The organism is Gemmatimonadota bacterium (genome assembly GCA_016712265.1).
Taxonomy (GTDB): Bacteria; Gemmatimonadota; Gemmatimonadetes; order Gemmatimonadales; family Gemmatimonadaceae; genus RBC101.
Genome location: JADJRJ010000030.1, coordinates 766,244 through 782,564, shown reverse-complemented (window position 1 = coordinate 782,564; position 16,321 = coordinate 766,244). Strand labels below are relative to the sequence as shown.

Annotated in this window: 16 protein-coding genes; all 16 read left to right on the top strand. The window is 69.0% G+C overall.

Features of this window, described 5'->3' with window-relative positions; genetic code table 11:
• Window positions 1-22 precede the first annotated feature (22 nt).
• The 16 genes from IPK85_18895 (at window position 23) to coaD (ending at window position 16,320) form a co-directional block, all read left to right on the top strand.
• The gene (locus tag IPK85_18895) at window positions 23-664 is read left to right on the top strand and encodes a carboxymuconolactone decarboxylase family protein (GenBank protein MBK8249442.1); all 642 of its coding nucleotides are present in this window, start codon (window positions 23-25) and stop codon (window positions 662-664) included.
• Window positions 664-1,662 (top strand): GTPase ObgE, encoded by a 999-nt coding sequence (gene obgE, locus IPK85_18890; protein MBK8249441.1) that lies wholly within the window; start codon window positions 664-666, stop codon window positions 1,660-1,662. The genes IPK85_18895 and obgE overlap by 1 nt, the downstream gene beginning before the upstream one ends.
• Window positions 1,652-2,812 (top strand): DNA-protecting protein DprA, encoded by a 1,161-nt coding sequence (gene dprA, locus IPK85_18885; GenBank protein MBK8249440.1) that lies wholly within the window; start codon window positions 1,652-1,654, stop codon window positions 2,810-2,812. The genes obgE and dprA overlap by 11 nt, the downstream gene beginning before the upstream one ends.
• A gap of 46 nt (window positions 2,813-2,858) precedes the next feature.
• Window positions 2,859-3,974 (top strand): radical SAM family heme chaperone HemW, encoded by a 1,116-nt coding sequence (hemW, locus tag IPK85_18880; GenBank protein ID MBK8249439.1) that lies wholly within the window; start codon window positions 2,859-2,861, stop codon window positions 3,972-3,974.
• A 10-nt stretch (window positions 3,975-3,984) separates the two neighbouring features.
• Complete coding sequence (hrcA, locus tag IPK85_18875) at window positions 3,985-5,031, top strand: heat-inducible transcription repressor HrcA (protein MBK8249438.1); 1,047 nt, start codon at window positions 3,985-3,987, stop codon at window positions 5,029-5,031.
• A 7-nt stretch (window positions 5,032-5,038) separates the two neighbouring features.
• Complete coding sequence (dnaJ, locus tag IPK85_18870; protein ID MBK8249437.1) at window positions 5,039-6,181, top strand: molecular chaperone DnaJ; 1,143 nt, start codon at window positions 5,039-5,041, stop codon at window positions 6,179-6,181.
• Window positions 6,178-6,999, top strand: coding sequence for a 50S ribosomal protein L11 methyltransferase (locus IPK85_18865; GenBank protein ID MBK8249436.1), 822 nt, complete (start codon window positions 6,178-6,180; stop codon window positions 6,997-6,999). Before dnaJ ends, IPK85_18865 begins: the two co-directional genes overlap by 4 nt.
• Entirely contained in the window at window positions 6,972-7,715 is a 744-nt protein-coding gene (locus IPK85_18860) for a 16S rRNA (uracil(1498)-N(3))-methyltransferase (protein MBK8249435.1), read from the top strand. The genes IPK85_18865 and IPK85_18860 overlap by 28 nt, the downstream gene beginning before the upstream one ends.
• On the top strand, window positions 7,712-8,053 hold the full coding sequence (locus IPK85_18855) for a histidine triad nucleotide-binding protein (protein MBK8249434.1): 342 nt from the start codon (window positions 7,712-7,714) through the stop codon (window positions 8,051-8,053). Before IPK85_18860 ends, IPK85_18855 begins: the two co-directional genes overlap by 4 nt.
• On the top strand, window positions 8,050-8,505 hold the full coding sequence (locus tag IPK85_18850; protein MBK8249433.1) for a GatB/YqeY domain-containing protein: 456 nt from the start codon (window positions 8,050-8,052) through the stop codon (window positions 8,503-8,505). Before IPK85_18855 ends, IPK85_18850 begins: the two co-directional genes overlap by 4 nt.
• Before the next feature lie 6 nt (window positions 8,506-8,511).
• Entirely contained in the window at window positions 8,512-10,899 is a 2,388-nt protein-coding gene (locus IPK85_18845) for an endonuclease MutS2 (protein MBK8249432.1), read from the top strand.
• Window positions 10,896-12,698: a DNA primase gene (locus IPK85_18840; GenBank protein MBK8249431.1), complete on the top strand. Its 1,803-nt coding sequence runs from the start codon at window positions 10,896-10,898 to the stop codon at window positions 12,696-12,698. Before IPK85_18845 ends, IPK85_18840 begins: the two co-directional genes overlap by 4 nt.
• 31 nt (window positions 12,699-12,729) lie before the next feature.
• On the top strand, window positions 12,730-13,440 hold the full coding sequence (locus IPK85_18835; GenBank protein ID MBK8249430.1) for a hypothetical protein: 711 nt from the start codon (window positions 12,730-12,732) through the stop codon (window positions 13,438-13,440).
• A gap of 34 nt (window positions 13,441-13,474) precedes the next feature.
• Window positions 13,475-15,202, top strand: a complete 1,728-nt coding sequence (gene recJ / locus IPK85_18830) for a single-stranded-DNA-specific exonuclease RecJ (GenBank protein MBK8249429.1) — start codon at window positions 13,475-13,477, stop codon at window positions 15,200-15,202.
• The gene (locus tag IPK85_18825; protein ID MBK8249428.1) at window positions 15,202-15,741 is read left to right on the top strand and encodes an RsmD family RNA methyltransferase; all 540 of its coding nucleotides are present in this window, start codon (window positions 15,202-15,204) and stop codon (window positions 15,739-15,741) included. The genes recJ and IPK85_18825 overlap by 1 nt, the downstream gene beginning before the upstream one ends.
• A 93-nt stretch (window positions 15,742-15,834) precedes the next feature.
• Complete coding sequence (gene coaD, locus IPK85_18820; GenBank protein ID MBK8249427.1) at window positions 15,835-16,320, top strand: pantetheine-phosphate adenylyltransferase; 486 nt, start codon at window positions 15,835-15,837, stop codon at window positions 16,318-16,320.
• Window position 16,321: the final 1 nt, after the last annotated feature.

Below are 16,321 nucleotides of genomic sequence, written 5' to 3'. Positions count from 1 at the left end.
TGATACCCTGCGGGACACGACGATGATGCCCGATACATCGTCCGCACCGACCTTCACCGTCTGGAATGACGAGTTGCGCCTGCTGGTGCGTCTCGCGGCGGCGATTGCCGGTAGCAACGAGGACGGAATCCGGCGCGCGCTGGCCGATGCCACGATCGTTCGTACCCCATGGGTTGAGGAAGTCATCTTGCAGTCCTACCTGTTTGCCGGATTTCCGCGAGCGCTGAACGCGGCGCGCGAGTGGAGGCGCGTCTCGGGTGTTGCGGCCCCGCTTGCGGATGAGGACGCGCATGAGGCGTCCTCCGCGGGCTGGCGCGCGGCGGGCGAGGCGACCTGCGCCGAGGTGTACGGAGAGTTCTACGACCCGCTGCGACGCAATATCCGCCAGCTGCATCCTGCATTGGACGCATGGATGATCGTCGAGGGGTACGGGAAGGTGCTGTCGCGACCCGCCCTGGACCTCACGCGTCGAGAGTGCTGCATCGTGGCCGCGTGCCTGGCTGCGGCGCAGGATCGCCAGTTACACGCGCACCTGCACGGCGCGCTCAATGTGGGTGCCGCACCGTCCGACCTGCGCGAGGTCCTGGCTTCGCTCGTCGGCCTGGTGCCTGACGAGGCCCTTGCTCGCGGGCACCACCTTCTTTCACGCGTCCTGGGGGCCTGATGTTCGTCGATCGTGTTGTGGTGCGCGTGAGCGCGGGAACCGGAGGGTCGGGGCAGGTTTCCTTCCGGCGTGAGAAGTTTGTCCCCATGGGCGGCCCCGATGGCGGCGACGGAGGCAAGGGGGGCGACGTGATCGTGCGCGCGGATCGCAACCTCGCCACCTTGCTCGACTACACCTACCGTGACGCCTGGGCAGCGGAGCGCGGCGAGCACGGTGAGGGCTCCAACCGAACCGGAGCGTCGGGGAATGACATCCTCCTTCCGGTGCCGCCGGGTACCGTGATCCGCGAGCACGAGACCGGGAAGTTCGTCGGCGAGGTCCTCTCTCATGGTGAGGAACTCGTCGTCGCGCGAGGAGGGCGCGGCGGCAAGGGCAACGCCTTTTTCGCCACCTCCACGCACCAGTCGCCGCGGGAATGGCAGCCGGGTGAGGAAGGCGAGGAACGCTCGCTCGATCTCGAACTCAAGCTGATTGCCGATGTGGGCCTGGTCGGGCAGCCGAACGCCGGCAAGTCCACCTTGCTCTCCGTGATCTCGGCCGCGCGGCCGAAGATCGGGGATTACCCCTTCACCACGCTGTCCCCCAACCTCGGGGTCGTGCCGCTGTCCGACCACCGCTCGTTTGTCGTGGCCGACATTCCCGGCATCATCGAGGGCGCGAGCGAGGGGAAGGGGCTGGGTCTTCAGTTCCTGCGGCACATCGAGCGGACGCGGTTGCTTGCCTTCCTCATCCCGATCGATGCGATGGATTGGCAGGCGGAGCTGGACCAGCTGCGCCACGAGATCACGAGCTACTCGGCGGAGCTCGCCGCCAAGCCCTGGTGCATTGTGTTCACCAAGATGGACCTAATGGGGGAATCGTACATACCACCGGTGGAAGCGCCGGAGGCCTTCGCGATGTTCGCCGTGAGCGCCCCCGGCCGCATGGGGCTCGAGCCGATGATGTCGGCGTGGTGGACTCGACTCCTCGAGTTGCGTCGCGCCACCGGTGAAGGCTGAACGCCGCGAGCCGGCAAGCTCGGGGGCTGCGGGGGCGCCTGGTGGTCCCGCGGCGATCGCAGCCCGCACCGATCCGGCGGCGTGCCCGCCGGCGGTCGTCGAGCCACCCGCCGCGCTGGTCCTGCGATGCGTGCGGGGCCTCGGAGGGGTTGGGGCAGCGCGGCTGATCGAGCGTTACGGGTCCGCGATTGAGGCCGCCGGCAGCCTCCCGATGGCCGACCGGCTCCCGGCCATCGAGCGGGCCCGCATGGTGGAGGCGCGCTGCAGGGACGGCGGAATCGCCATGGTGCTCGCGGGGGCGCCAGGGTATCCCGCGTCGTTGCACGCGCTGGAGGACCCTCCGCTCGTGTTGTTCGCTATCGGGAATGTCTCGCTCTTGCATCCCCCTGCGATCGCGGTGGTGGGGACCCGTACGGCGACAAATTATGGACTGCAGGTGGCCGAACGCATGGGGCGAGGTATCGCCCGCGCGGGCGCTGTCCTCATATCGGGCCTGGCTCGCGGCATCGATGCAGTTGCCCACGAGGCCGCGCTCCGGGTGGGTGGCGGCACGGTCGCGGTCCTCGGCACCGGCGTGGACGTCTGCTACCCTCGGGAGAACCTCGCCCTCTATCGCACCATCCGGTCGCGCGGTTTAGTGGTCTCGGAGGTCATCCCCGGGACGCGCGCTCTGCCTGGAGCCTTTCCCCGCAGGAATCGCATCGTCGCCGCCCTCGCCGACGTGACGCTCGTCGTAGAGGCCGGCGTGAAATCCGGCGCACTCATTACGGCGCAGCACGCCATCGCCATGGCACGACCCGTCGCGGGAGTTCCCGGTCCCATCGACGTCGAGTCATCCGCCGGGAGCAACCAGTTGCTGCGTGACGGGGCACACGTGGTGACTGGCGTCCCTGACCTGATGTCCGTGCTTGACCTCACGAGCCGTGGACGGACGCGTCGCGCCCACCGCGAGGTGCAGGAACCGCCCGGGGAATGGACCGACGCCGAGGCTCGAGTGCTCGACGCGCTCGCCCGCATGCCGGCCCGCCCGGACGAACTGGTGGCTGCCGCGGACCTTCCGGTAAGCGACGTGGTCGCGGCCCTCACGTCCCTGGAACTGCGCGGTGCGGTCGCCGTCGATGCGGTTGGCGTGGTCCACCGTAGCGAGTGAGCGGGCGTCGCGAATTGCAGCGCGGCGGCCATCGCTACCTTCCGGCATGACGACGTATCAGCACGTCTACGTCCACGTCCCGTTTTGCGCGCGGCGATGCGTCTACTGCGACTTCTCCATCGCGGTCCGGCGAGAGGTGCCTGCGTCCGCGTTCACCGGTCGCGTCGCACGGGAGCTGGCGCTCCGCGAAGTGACCGCGCACGGCGTGGACACCCTCTACTTCGGCGGCGGCACGCCGTCGCGCCTGGGTGGGGAGGGACTTGCCGACCTCGTGCGGCAGGTCGCGTCCCTCTGCCCCCTGTCCCACGGCGCCGAGGTGACCGTGGAGGCAAATCCGGAGGACGTGAACCTCGCCAACGCCCGTGCCTGGGCGGCGGCCGGGGTGAATCGCGTCTCGTTAGGCGTGCAGAGCTTCGATCCGCGCGTCCTGGCCTGGATGCACCGCGGGCACGACGCCGCGCGGGTCCAGCGGGCGGTGGACGCATTGCGCGAGGCCGGAATCGCCAATCTGTCGCTGGATCTCATCTACGCCCTCCCGGTCGGGCTGGAACGCGACTGGTCGCGCGACCTGGATGCCGCGATCGCTCTTCGGCCGAACCACATCTCGTGTTACGGACTGACGGTGGAACCGCAGACGCCGCTGGGTCGACAGGTCTCACGGGGCACCGAGTCTCCTTCGCCGGAAGAGGCGCATGAACTGGAGTTCCTCGCGACGCACGAACGCCTCACGCGCGCGGGCTTTGACCACTACGAGGTCTCGAACTACGCACTGCCGGCGTTTCATTCTCGCCACAACTCGAGCTACTGGTCGGGGGTGGCTTACCTCGGGCTCGGCCCCTCGGCGCATGGGTTCGATGGGGTGGAGCGTCGGTGGAATCGCCGGGCGCTTGCCGCCTGGGAACGGGACGTGGACGCCTCGCGTGACCCGTTGGAGGGGGCCGAGCGACTGAGTGCGGACCAGCATGAACTCGAACGCGTGTACCTGGACCTGAGGACCACGCGCGGGCTGCTCACCAGAGCGACCGACGCGCCGATGATTAGCTCCTGGATGGCGGCCGGGTGGGCGACCGGGCACGGTGACCGGATTCGACTGACTCCACTGGGGTGGCTCCGCCTCGATGCGCTGGTCGCCGCCTTGACTGATCACCGAAGTCGTTACTAGGTTTGCACTTATGGCGCTTCCTGAACTCACGGAACGCGAACGCCGTGTACTCGAAGCGGTCATTCAGCGATATGTAGAAACCGCGGAACCTGCCGGGTCACGCACGATTTCGCGGCGGTTCGGGCTGGGCGTATCGCCTGCGACCATCCGCAATACGATGAGCGATCTGGAGGAGAAGGGGTATCTCTTCCACCCGCACACCTCGGCGGGCCGCGTTCCCACCGACATCGCGTATCGGTTGTACGTCGACTCCCTTCTGCGTTCCCGCCCTCCCGTGCGAGCCGACGTGGAACGGCTGACCGAGCACCTGAGCGGTGAAGGTTCTGGCGCCATCGAGAACATTCTCCGTCGAGCGGCGCAGAGCCTGTCGATCGTGACCCAGGAGCTCGGCGTGGCGTTAGGCCCCCGGCTGGATGGCGCGCGGTTGCAGCGCCTCGACCTGGTGCGGCTGTCGAGTGAGCGGTTGCTGCTCGTCCTCACGCTCGAGGGAGGGGCGGTGCGGACGATTTTTGTTGAGCTCGCGGGACAAATCGCCGAGTCCGCGCTGGCGGAGGTGATGGTGGTACTCAACGACCGTCTGGCAGGGCTGACGCTGCGCGAAATCCGGTCGTCGCTCGGCGATCGCGTGCGCGATTCGGCGGTTAGTCTGGGTGGCAGCGAACTGCTCAACGTCTTCGTCCAGGAAGGCGATACGCTCTTCGACCTGCCCGTGGTCGCCGAGGGCGAGGAGGTGGTGCTCGGGCAGGCATCCGTCCTCGCCGACCAGCCAGAGTTCACTTCCGGGGATGGGATGCGCCGCCTGCTGGAACTTACCGAGCAGAAGCGCCACCTCGCGGAGTTGCTCCGCACCCGGACCGCCGCCCCCGGGATTTCGATCACGATTGGCAACGAGCACAGCGACCCCAGGCTGGAGCCCTTTACCATCGTGACCGCGGAGTATCGGGTGGGCACGCTGTCGGGGGTGATCGGCGTCATCGGTCCCACCCGCATGCCGTACGAAAAGGTGATCGCACTGGTGCGGCACACCTCGGTGATGGTCACGGACATCCTGCACTAGTCAAGACATGGCTGATTTTTACCAGGTGCTTGGCGTCGCACGCGACGCGAGCGACGACGACATCAAGCAGGCATACCGTCGGTTGGCCACCAAGTGGCATCCGGATCGGAATGAGGGCTCGGCCGAGGCCGAGGAGAAGTTCAAGGAAATCACCGAGGCCTACGACGTCCTGAAGGACCCGGAGAAGCGTTCGGCGTACAACCGGTACGGCGAGGCCGGGCTGCGCGGGGCTGGGGCCGGGGGTGGGTTCCACCATGTGGACCTGTCGGAAGCGCTGAACATCTTCATGCGCGACTTCGGGGGGTTTGGGGGCGGATTCGGCGACCTGTTTGCCCAGGGAGGCAGGCGCAGCGGGCCGCGCGCCGGCCAGGACGTCAAGATCACGGTCGAGTTGTCGCTGGCCGAAGTCGCGGCCGGCAGCACGAAAACGTTCACGGTCAAGCTGCTCGACCCGTGCGACAAGTGCACCGGGTCCGGCGTGGAGCCCGGGTCGAAGCCCGCGACGTGCCACACCTGCGGTGGGTCCGGCGAGGTACGCCGCGCGCAGAAGTCATTCTTTGGGCAGTTTGTCTCCGTGGCCCCATGCCCGATGTGTTCGGGGGAGGGGGTCGTCATCACGGCGCCGTGCAAGAAGTGCCGGGGGGAGGGTCGCGCCCGCGGGGAGCACACGATCCCGGTGCAGATCCCGGCTGGCGTGTCGTCCGGCCAGTACATGACCCTGCGGGGGCTGGGGAATGCCGGGCCGCGTGGTGGCCCGCGGGGCGACGTCCTGATCGTGTTCGACGTGACAGAGGACCCTCGGTTTGAGCGCGACGGGGAGGACCTCTACACCGAGGTGCTCGTCGGTTATCCGCAGTTGGTCCTTGGTGCCGACGTCAACGTCCCCACCTTGGGCGGACCCCTCTCGGTGCGCATCCCGCCGGGGACGCAAAGTGGGCAGGTCATCCATCTCCGGGGACGCGGGTTGCCCCGCGTGAACTCGTCCGGCACCGGTGACCTGCATGTCCGCGTGCAGCTGTGGACCCCGGATCGCGTGACGAAGGAAGAGGAGAAGCTCCTCCGCGAACTCCAGGCCCACCAGCAGACTCCGCCCGAGAGTGCCCGCGGGAAGGGCTTCTGGTCCAAGATGAAGGAAGCGTTAGGCGCGTGACCTGGTCCTCGTTGCGTGTCGACCCCGGCCCGGATCGCGAGGCGGTGCTCGCGGTCCTCTTTGGGGCCGGGGCCCAGGGTGTCCACGAGGATGGATCGTACCTGGTGACGCACTTTCCCGCCGAGACCGATGTCGCCGCGGTCGTGGCGGAGGTCCAGGCCATGTCGGCGAGCGCGACATGCGTGGTGGCCGAGGCGCCTGCCACTGACTGGAGCGTGGCGTGGCGCGATCGGCTCGGGGCCCATGGCGTGGGGCGCCTGACCGTGGCGCCGCCGTGGCTGGCCGAAGGGCGCGATCCGGCCACCACCATCGTCATCGATCCTGGCATGGCATTCGGTACGGGTGATCACCCCACCACGCGCGGCGCCCTGCGGCTCCTCGAGCCGGTGCTCATGCCGGGCATGGTCGTGGCCGACCTCGGCGCAGGGAGCGCGGTGCTGGCCATCGCGGCGGCCAAGCTCGGTGCGTCGCATGTCTTTGCGGTGGAGTACGACGGTGAGGCCATCGGGAACGCACAGGAGAATGTCGCGCGCAACGGCGTGGCCGACGTGGTGGACGTGTTCGAGGGGGATGCCGGTGCCTTCCTCCCCCTCGTCGCCCCGGTTGACCTCATTACCGCAAACATCATCTCGTCGGTGCTCGTTGAGCTATTGCCCGCGATGTTCGCCGCGCTGCGCCCCGGCGGCCGCGTGGTGCTCGCCGGGATCCTCGCCGAGGAGCGTGACTCGATGCTCGAGGCGCTGACGGCGGACGGCTGGACGGTGCTGCAGGAAGACACGGAGGAGGTCTGGTGGAGCCTGACGATCGCCCGGTCGTAGCCACCTTCCTGATGGAAGGGGACCCGTTCCTGCCGGGGACGGCAGTGTCGTTAGGCGATGAGGTCGCGCGACACGTGCGGGTGCGTCGACTGGGCGTGGGCACGCGGCTCGCGCTGATTGACGGCCATGGGCACCGGGCGACCGGTACGCTCGTGCGGACCACGCCGACGACGATGGTGGAGATCGAGAGCCTCGCCGTGAGTGGTCCGCCGGCGCCGGTGCACCTCCTCGTGCCGATTGCCGACAAGGACCGCATGATGTGGCTCGCCGAGAAGGTGGCGGAGCTCGGGGCGACCAGCTGGCGCCCGGTGCTCTTTCGACGTTCGCGCAGCGTGAAGCCGCGCGGCGAAGGCCAGATGTTCACCGGTCGTGTCCGCGCGCGCATGGCCAGCGCCCTCGAACAGTCGGGTGGCGTCTGGCTCCCAGCGCTGTATCCGGAGGCCAACCTGTCGCGCGCCGTGGCCGCGCTGCCCGCGGAGGGGACCCGGCTCGTCCTGGATCGGGATGCTCCACCACTGGTTGGGGTGCCGTTGGTCGGGCCGGCCACAGTGGCCCTCGGGCCTGAGGGCGGGATTGAGCCCGACGAGATGGAGGAGCTTGAGCACGCGGGATTCCGGCGCGTGAGCCTCTCGGCGAGTACCTTGAGGTTCGAGACTGCGGGAGTGGCCGCCCTGGCCATGGTCACCGCGCGCCTGATGGAGGTTCCCCCGTCGTGAGTCCTTCGTGCCTGTTCTGCCGGATTGTCGCTGGGGAGATCCCGGCGACGATCGTACGCGAGGATGATCACTGCGTGGCGTTCCGCGACATCAACCCACAGGCGCCCGTGCACGTGCTGGTCATTCCCCGCGGCCACGTGGACAGCCTGGATACGCTGGCGGATGACATGGTGGGGGCGCGGGTGCTGGCCATGGCGCGTGAGGTAGCGCGGCAGGAGGGGATTGCCACGACCGGGTATCGGACCGTGTTCAACACCAACGCGGCGGCCGGGCAGACCGTGTTCCACCTGCACGCGCATGTGCTTGGTGGCCGTGCGCTGGACTGGCCACCGGGATGACGCCCGTGCCTACACTGCTGCAGCAGGTTCAGGGGGACGCCCTGGCGGCGCGCAAGTCGCAGGACAAGCTGCGGTCGCTTGTGCTGGGGACCCTCCTGTCCGAGTTGAAGAATCGCGAGCTGGAACTCCCGCAGCCGCTGGTGGATGCCGACGTGATCGAGGTGGTGCGCAAGGCGGTGAAGCGGCGGCGGGAGTCGGTCGAGGCGTTCACGCAGGGGAACCGGCCGGAGTTGGCCGAGCGCGAAGCCGAGGAGGCGCGGATGTTGGAGGCGTACCTGCCTCCGGCCATCGATCCCGAGGAGATCCGAGCTGCGGTTCGCGCCGCGATGGCGTCCGGGGCGACCACGATGGGTGCCCTGATGGGGCGCGTGACGCCCCAGTTCAAGGGGAGCGCGGACGGGAGCCAGGTGAGCGCCATCGTGCGCGAGGAGCTGGCCCGCGCGGCCACCTGAGGGGTCGTGAACACGCACGCGTTGTCGGTGCTGCAGTTCGCGTCGGTGCTCGACGTGGTGGCCGGCCATGCCAGCAGCTCGTTAGGCGCCGAGGCCATTCGCGGTCTTGGGCCCACGACGGACCGTGGGGCCATCGAGCAGGAACTCGCCCGCGTCACGGCCATGCGTGCCATGGTCGCCTCGGACCAGGGGTGGTCGCCCCCGGGGATCCCCGACGTGCGCGCCGCCTTGTCGCGCCTCCGCGTGGAAGGGACGCAGCTGACCGGACCCGAACTCCGGGACCTGGGTCGGCTCCTGCGGGCCTCGCGGCTCGCGCAGGACTCCCTGCGGGACCCACGCCTGCCGGCGGTGGCGCGCGGCGTGCTGGAACCGTTCCGCCACCGGCTGGTGGCGAGTGCCGCCGATGAGCAGGCCGTCGAGCGGGCGATCGACGACGATGGCTCCGTTCGCGACGAGGCGTCACCCCTGTTGCGACGGCTCCGTCGCGAGTTGCGCGATGCGCAGGGCAACCTCGTGGCGTTGCTCGAGCGGGTGGTCCAGCGGCTCGAACCACACCAGCGCGTCCTCGATGCCTCGGTGACCATCCGCAACGGGCGTTATGTGATCCCGGTGCGTCGCGAGGCGCGCGGCGTGGTCGGGGGGCTCGTGCATGACGCGTCCGGCTCCGGGGCCACGCTGTTCGTCGAGCCACCGGCGGCCATCGAGGCGTGCAACCGCATTCGCGAGTTGGAGGCCGATGAGGCGGCCGAGGTCGACCGCATCCTCCTCGAGCTGACGGCGCGGCTGCATCCGCTCGCGCTGCCGTTGCGCGAGGCATTGGAGGCCCTCGTCGCCCTGGACGCCCTGTATGGCCGGGCGCGCTACGCGATCCGCTTTGGGTGCGAGGCCACGCAGGTGCGCGATGCAGGGGAGGGGTTCACCGTGAATGTTGGGCGTCACCCGCTGCTGCTCGCGCAGGGCATCGACGTGGTGCCGTTCACGCTGACGATGGAGCCCGGGGAACGCACCATGCTGGTCTCCGGGCCGAATACCGGGGGGAAGACCGTCCTGCTCAAGGCGCTCGCCCTCCTCTCGCTCATGCTGCAGAGCGGGATCCCGGTCCCTGCCGCGGCCGGGAGCGTGGTGGCCATATACGACGATGTCTTTGCCGATATCGGCGACGAACAGTCGATCGAGGCGTCGCTGTCGACCTTCAGTGCCCACCTGCGCAACCTGGGCGAGATCCTCGGGGCCGCCACACCGGCATCGCTCGTGGTGATCGACGAGTTGGGATCCGGCACGGACCCGCTGGAAGGGGCCGCGTTAGGCGGCGCCATCCTCGAGGCGCTGACCACGCATGGCGCGATGACCGTGGCCACGACGCACCTCGGGGCCCTGAAGGAACTGGCGGCGGAGGTGCCGGGGATCGTGAACGCGTCCCTGGAGTTCGACGCCGTGCAGCTCGCCCCAACCTATCGGTTGATCAAGGGGATTCCCGGCCGGTCGTATGGGCTGAGCATCGCGCGTCGCCTGCGGCTGCCAGAGGAGGTGATCGCCCGGGCCGAGGCGCGGGTGCCGACCGTGGAGCGCGACCTGAACGCGCTGCTGCAGGCGCTCGAGGCGCGGGACCGCGAGATCAGCACACGGGAACACGACCTCGAAGCCTCGCGCACCCTGGCGCAGGAGACCGCGCATCGCCTCGCCGAACGGGAGAAAAAGCTCCGCGAGCGCGAGCGCGAGGTGGAGCGGGAGTCTCGACGGGACGCGCGGCGGCACCTCCTCGAAGCGCGGCAGACCGTCGACCGGGTCGTGCGCGAGCTGCGCAAGGCGAGCGAATCCCAGGTCGAGGCGGCGGCGCACGAGGCCCGGCGCGCGGTGGAGGCCGAGGTCGCCCGCCAGACCACGCGCCTCGACCAGATCGAGCGGGAGGAAGCGAACGTCGAGAAGCGTCGCCACCCGCCTGCCCGACGGGTGCCGCTGGCGGCCGGGGACCGCGTCCACGTGCTGCCGCTGGAGGGCCGCGAGGGACGCGTGCTCGAGGTCCGCGACGACGTCGTGCTGGTGTCGTTAGGCGCGGTCAAGCTGAGCTACCCGACGACGCAGCTGGAGCGCTCCGAGGACCAGGGGCCGCGCGCACCCGCACCGACCTGGATTGGTGACCTGCCCGAGGTGACGGCGCCGACTGAGATCGACGTGCGTGGGCAGCGTGCGGACGAGATCGACGACACCGTGATGCAGGCCCTCGATGCGGCCATCCGCGCCGACCTGCGCAGCCTGCGGATCATCCACGGCAAGGGCACCGGGGCGCTGCGTGCACGTGTGGGCGAGATGCTGCAGAAGGACACCCGCGTGCGCGCCTTTCGGCTCGGCCTGTGGAACGAGGGTGGGGCGGGCGTGACCATCGCCGAGCTGTGATCCCGGACGCCGAAGTCGAACGCGTGCGGGAGACCGCCGACATCGCCAGCATCATCGGCGAGTATGTCGAGCTGCGCCGCATGGGGGCCGACTTTCGCGGCCCGTGCCCGTTCCACCAGGGGACGCACCGCAACTTTTCGGTTTCCCCACGCAAGGGGATGTACTACTGCTTTGTCTGCCACGAATCGGGGGATGTCTTCACGTTCATCCAGAAGCGCCTGGGGATGGACTGGCCGGACGCGGTGCGCCTGGTGGCCGGCAAGGTGGGTATTGAGCTGCACGAAACGCGAGCCCGGCAGGAGGGGCCGGACCCGCGCACGCCGTACTGGGAGGCGAACGCGGCGGCCGCGGAGTACTTCCAGCAGGTGCTCTGGGGGGACGAGGCCGGGAAGCCGGCCCGGGCTTACCTCGCGCAGCGCGCGGTAGACAAGACGCTGGCTGACAAGTTCGGGATGGGCTTTGCCCCACGCGATCCCGCGCCGCTCCGTGCCCGTCTGGCGGCGCTCGGAATCCCGGATGAGACCCTGATCGAGGCCGGCCTCGTGGTGCGTCGCCCCGACGAGACCGAGCTGCGTCCGCGATTTCGCAATCGGCTGATCTTTCCGATCCTCGACCTCGGCGGCAAGCCGGTGGGGTTCGGCGGGCGCCTCATTGCCCCCGGGGAACCCAAGTACCTCAACACCGGCGAGTCCCCGGTGTACTCCAAGGGGAGCTTGCTCTACAACCTGCACCAGGCTCGACTCGCCGCACGGCGCGAGGAACGGATCTTCCTCGTGGAAGGGTACTTCGACGTGCTGCGCCTCGTTGGGGCCGGCGTGGAGCCCGTGGTGGCGCCGCTCGGGACGGCGTTGACCGAGGGACAGGCGCAGCTCCTCAAGCGGTATGCGGCGAGCGCGTTCCTCCTGTATGACTCGGACAAGGCCGGCCTCAAGGCGACCTTTCGCGCAGGGGACATGCTCCTCGCGCAGGGGGTCTCGGTGCGGGTGATCACGCTGCCCGAGGGCGACGATCCGGACACCTATGTGCGAAAGCACGGTCGCGAAGCGATCGAGCGGGCGGCCGCCGCGAGCCTCGATGTCTTTGAACGGAAGATTCAGATTCTCGAACGCGGCGGCTGGTTCGCCGACCTGCACAAGCGCCGCAAGGCGATCGACCACCTGCTTCCCACGATTCGCGCGTGCGCCGACCCCGTCACTCGCGAGATCTACCTGGCGCGCGCCGCGGAGGTCTCCGGGGTCGATCGCGAGGTGCTCCAACGAGAGGCAGAGTCGGTGCGCAAGCGCGCACAACCCCAGCCGACACCGGAGCCGGTTGCTCCGCCGGTCGAATCCCGCGGTCCCCAACCCACCAGCCGGGCTCGCCGCCGTCCCAAGGTTGTGGCCGAACCTGCCGAGCGCGAGCTTGTCCGGGCGATGCTCCATGATCGCGGTGTCGTGGAACGCGTGACCGAACGCTGCGGACCCGATAGCTTTCAGGTGCCGGAGCTTCGCGAGATCTTTGCCACCCTCCTGAACCTGGGGTCCGAAGCCTCAGTGGAAGAGTTGGCGCACGAGTTGTCCGAACCGGCCGTGCAGGCGATGCAGGAGCTGCTGGACACACCGGATGCGATCCAGCACCTGCAGCGCACGGTGGACGACAGCCTGTCACGACTCGACCAGCGCCGACTGGAAGAGCGCAATGCCGAGATCATGTCGCTGCTCGCGACGGCCACCGGAGGGGAGAAGGATGCCCTCTTGCTGGAGAAGGAACGGAATCGCCGTGAGATAGGACAGTTGCGCGCACTCCGCGAGCAACCGTGACCCAGCACCTTAACGACACGCAGACCGCCCGATGACCAACCCCGACGTGCAAGCGCTGATCGACCTTCAGGCCGAAGACGATATTGTGGAGGGCATTGTGGCCCAGCTCGACGCCATTGCGCCCCGGCTCGCGACCCTGGACAGCGTGCGGGCCGCGGCGGTCAAGGCCATTCAGCAGCTGCGCGGTGCCGTCGAGGCGGATGATCGGAAGCGCGGGGAGCTGGGGCAGCGCCTGGCGGAGCACAAGGAACGCCACGACAAGAATGTCGCCCAGCTCGATCTCGTGAAACGCATGCGGGAGGCGACCGCTGCTGTAGCGCAGGTGGAGATGGGGAAGAAGGTGCTCCTTGAGCTCGAACAATCGCACCGCGACGTCGTGAATCGGGCCACCGAGGGGCGAAAGGTCCTCGCCGAGAAAGAGGCCGCGTTGGAGCAGCTCGATGGCCAGCAGGCGGCCGCGCGTGCCACGATTACCGCCGAGCAGGGCGCATTGGGGGAGACCTTGGACGCCGCGCGCGCCAAGCGGAATGCGCGCGCTGAGGGAGTGACGAACAGCCTCCGGCTCAAGTACGATCGCATCCGCCAGCGTCGGCGCTCGCAGTCGCTCTTTGCCATCGAGTCGGGCGCCTGCGGGGCGTGCGACACCGCGATTCCGGTGCAGCGCCGCCAGGCGATGACCAACAGCGGGGCGGTTGAGGTCTGCGAGGGGTGTGGCGTGCTCATCTACGCAAGGGAAGGATGATGGTCGGGAGGGGCCGCGCTGAGAGATTGGACGCATGACCGCACCCCCTGTTCGTCCCCGCATCGCGCCTCGGTGGCGCCCCGTGCCGCCGGCACCGTCACCTGACGTGGCGCGCCTGGCGGAGGCGCTGCACCTGCCTCCCCTCGTCGCCCAGCTGCTCATCACGCGCGGGTATGGCGACCTCGACGCGGCGCGCACCTACCTGCGGCCGCGGATGGACCAGCTCCACGACCCGGCGCTGTTCCTCGGCATGGCGCCGGCCGTCGATCGCCTGTCCCGCGCCATCCGCGAAGGGGAGACCGTACTGGTGCACGGGGACTATGACGTGGACGGCATCTGCTCGTCGACGATCATGGTCAAGGTGATCCGGTACCTTGGCGGGCGCGCCGTGCCGTTCCTTCCCCATCGCATGACGGACGGCTACGACCTGTCCAACGCCGGTGTGGATGCCGCCGTGCGCGAGGGGGCGCGCCTGGTGTTGACCTGCGACTGCGGAACGAGTGCGCACGAGGCGATCGCCCGTCTCGCGACCCTCGGCATCGACACGATCGTGTCGGACCATCACCTGCCGAGCCGGCCGGTGCCGGCGTGCGTGGCCGTGCTCAACCCGCGGCAGCCGGGCTGCGAGTACCCGGACAAAGATTTGTGCGCGGCCGGGGTCGCCTTCAAGCTGTCGCTGGCGCTCGTGCGCGCGTTAGGCGGGAACGAGAACGTCGTGTTGCGCCACCTGGACCTGGTGGCGCTGGCCACGGTCGCGGATGTGGCCCCCCTGCGCGGGGAGAACCGAACCCTCGTGCGGTATGGGCTCCGGATGATGCCGGACACGGCCCATCCCGGGCTCCGGGCGCTGATCGAGGCCGCGGGAATGGCGACCACCGCGCTCACCGCTGGACGCATCGGCTTCGTCCTGGCCCCGCGCCTCAACGCGGCGGGGCGCGTGGGACACGCGATGCGCGGGGTCGAGCTGCTCATGTCCAGTGACATGGCCGAATGCAACCGCATCGCCCGCGAGCTCGAGGAGCTCAACCGCACGCGCCAGGAGATCGATCGCGAAACGCTGGCCCAGGCCCGCCGAATGGCCGATGCGCTGGACCTCGAGACCACGTACGGCGTAGTGCTCGGCCGCGAGGGGTGGCACCCCGGCGTGATCGGAATCGTGGCGTCGCGCCTGGTGGAGGACCTGGCGCGTCCGGTGATGATGGTGGCCGTGGACGGCGGGATAGGGAAGGGTTCGGGGCGGTCCACCCCGCGGTTTGACCTACATGCGGGGTTGACGGCGTGCGCGGATCTCCTGGTGCGATACGGCGGTCACCGGGCGGCGGCCGGGATCACGATCGACCCCGCGCGGTTGGGTGCCTTTGCGGAGCGCTTCAACGCGGTCGCGCGGGAGCGGCTCACCCCGGACGACCTGGTGCCGGAGCTGCGAGTCGACGTCAAACTGTCTACAGCAGACGTCACCGATGACCTCGAACGCTTGTTGCGCCACTTCGAGCCATTCGGGATCGGGAACCCGGCCCCCGTGCTGGCCGTGGCCGGGGCTCGCGTGGTTGGGGCGCCACGCACGGTGGGCCAGAACGGCCTCAAGTTCCGGCTGGCCGCGCCCACGGGCAGCTTGGAAGCGTTAGGCTGGGGGATGGCCGACCGGATCCACGAGGTCGGCGATGGGGCCGCCGTCGACGTGGCGTTCAAGTTGGAACGCGACGCCTGGCAGGGCGAGTCGCGCCTGGTCGCCCGCGTCCTGGACGTGCATCCCGCCGACTGATGCGGATCGTGGCCGGCGAATGGCGCGGACGCACCATCAAGGCGCCGCGGGATCAGCGGGTCCGCCCGACGGCAGACCGCGCCCGGGAGGCCTGGATGAGCATCCTGCAGCATGACCTGCATGGGGCCACCGTTGTGGATCTCTGCGCGGGTTCGGGTGCGCTGGGATTGGAAGCCTTGTCCCGCGGTGCGGCCTGGTGCGATTTCGTCGAAATCGCAGACATGGCGATCCGCTGCATCCGCGAGAATGTGGCGACCCTCAATGCCGGAGATCGCTGCCGCATCCTTCGTGGGGATGCGGTGCGCGTGGCGCAGGACCTGCGACACGGCCCGTGGGACGTGGCCTTCGCCGACCCGCCCTACAACCTCGGCATCGCCCCTCGCATCGCAGCCGCCTGGATCGCTCGCCCATTCAGCCGCATCCTCGGGGTGGAGCACGAAGCTCATGAAGAGGTGCCGCCAGGTGGCGCTTCGCGCGCCTACGGGGGAACGCGGATCACCATCTACCGGGCCGGTCACGAGCAGGTGCTGGACCCTTGACCGACCGTCACAGCGCCACCCGTCACCTTGCGTTCGCGCGCCCGGCCGCTACGCTCCTCGCGTCTGCCGTCTGCCCACCCTTGATGAGTCGCCATGCGCACCGCCATCTACGCCGGTTCCTTCGATCCGCTCACGCAGGGCCACGAGGACCTCGTGCGCCGGTCGCTGGGATTCGTTGACCGCGTCGTCATTGCCGTGACGACCAACGTCTCCAAGCAGCCGCTGTTTTCGGTGGAGGAGCGGGTGGCCATGATTCGTGGAGTGATCGCCGATGAGCCCCGCGCCGAGGTGCGTCCCTTCGGCGGGCTGTTGGTTGACTTCGCCCGGAGTATCGGGGCGACGCTGCTCATTCGCGGGCTCCGCGCGGTGTCCGACTTTGAGTACGAGTACCAGATGGCGCTCATGAACCGTCACCTCCACGCAGACCTGGAGACCGTCTTCATGGTGCCGTCCCTGGACACCACCTACATCTCGTCCTCGCTGGTCCGCGAGGTGGCGAAGTACGGCGGGAGCCTGGACGGACTCGTGTCCCCGAGTGTCGCGGACGCCTTGCGCCTCAAGGTCGCCGGAAATCGTTAGG

Bases quoted from the DNA above. Each gene is read 5' to 3' on its own strand.
- IPK85_18895 (MBK8249442.1), top strand. From the start codon at position 23: ATGATGCCCGATACATCGTCCGCACCGACCTTCACCGTCTGGAATGAC.
- obgE (MBK8249441.1), top strand. From the start codon at position 664: ATGTTCGTCGATCGTGTTGTGGTGCGCGTGAGCGCGGGAACCGGAGGG.
- hemW (MBK8249439.1), top strand. From the start codon at position 2,859: ATGACGACGTATCAGCACGTCTACGTCCACGTCCCGTTTTGCGCGCGG.
- hrcA (MBK8249438.1), top strand. From the start codon at position 3,985: ATGGCGCTTCCTGAACTCACGGAACGCGAACGCCGTGTACTCGAAGCG.
- dnaJ (MBK8249437.1), top strand. From the start codon at position 5,039: ATGGCTGATTTTTACCAGGTGCTTGGCGTCGCACGCGACGCGAGCGAC.
- IPK85_18850 (MBK8249433.1), top strand. From the start codon at position 8,050: ATGACGCCCGTGCCTACACTGCTGCAGCAGGTTCAGGGGGACGCCCTG.
- IPK85_18835 (MBK8249430.1), top strand. From the start codon at position 12,730: ATGACCAACCCCGACGTGCAAGCGCTGATCGACCTTCAGGCCGAAGAC.
- recJ (MBK8249429.1), top strand. From the start codon at position 13,475: ATGACCGCACCCCCTGTTCGTCCCCGCATCGCGCCTCGGTGGCGCCCC.
- IPK85_18825 (MBK8249428.1), top strand. From the start codon at position 15,202: ATGCGGATCGTGGCCGGCGAATGGCGCGGACGCACCATCAAGGCGCCG.
- coaD (MBK8249427.1), top strand. From the start codon at position 15,835: ATGCGCACCGCCATCTACGCCGGTTCCTTCGATCCGCTCACGCAGGGC.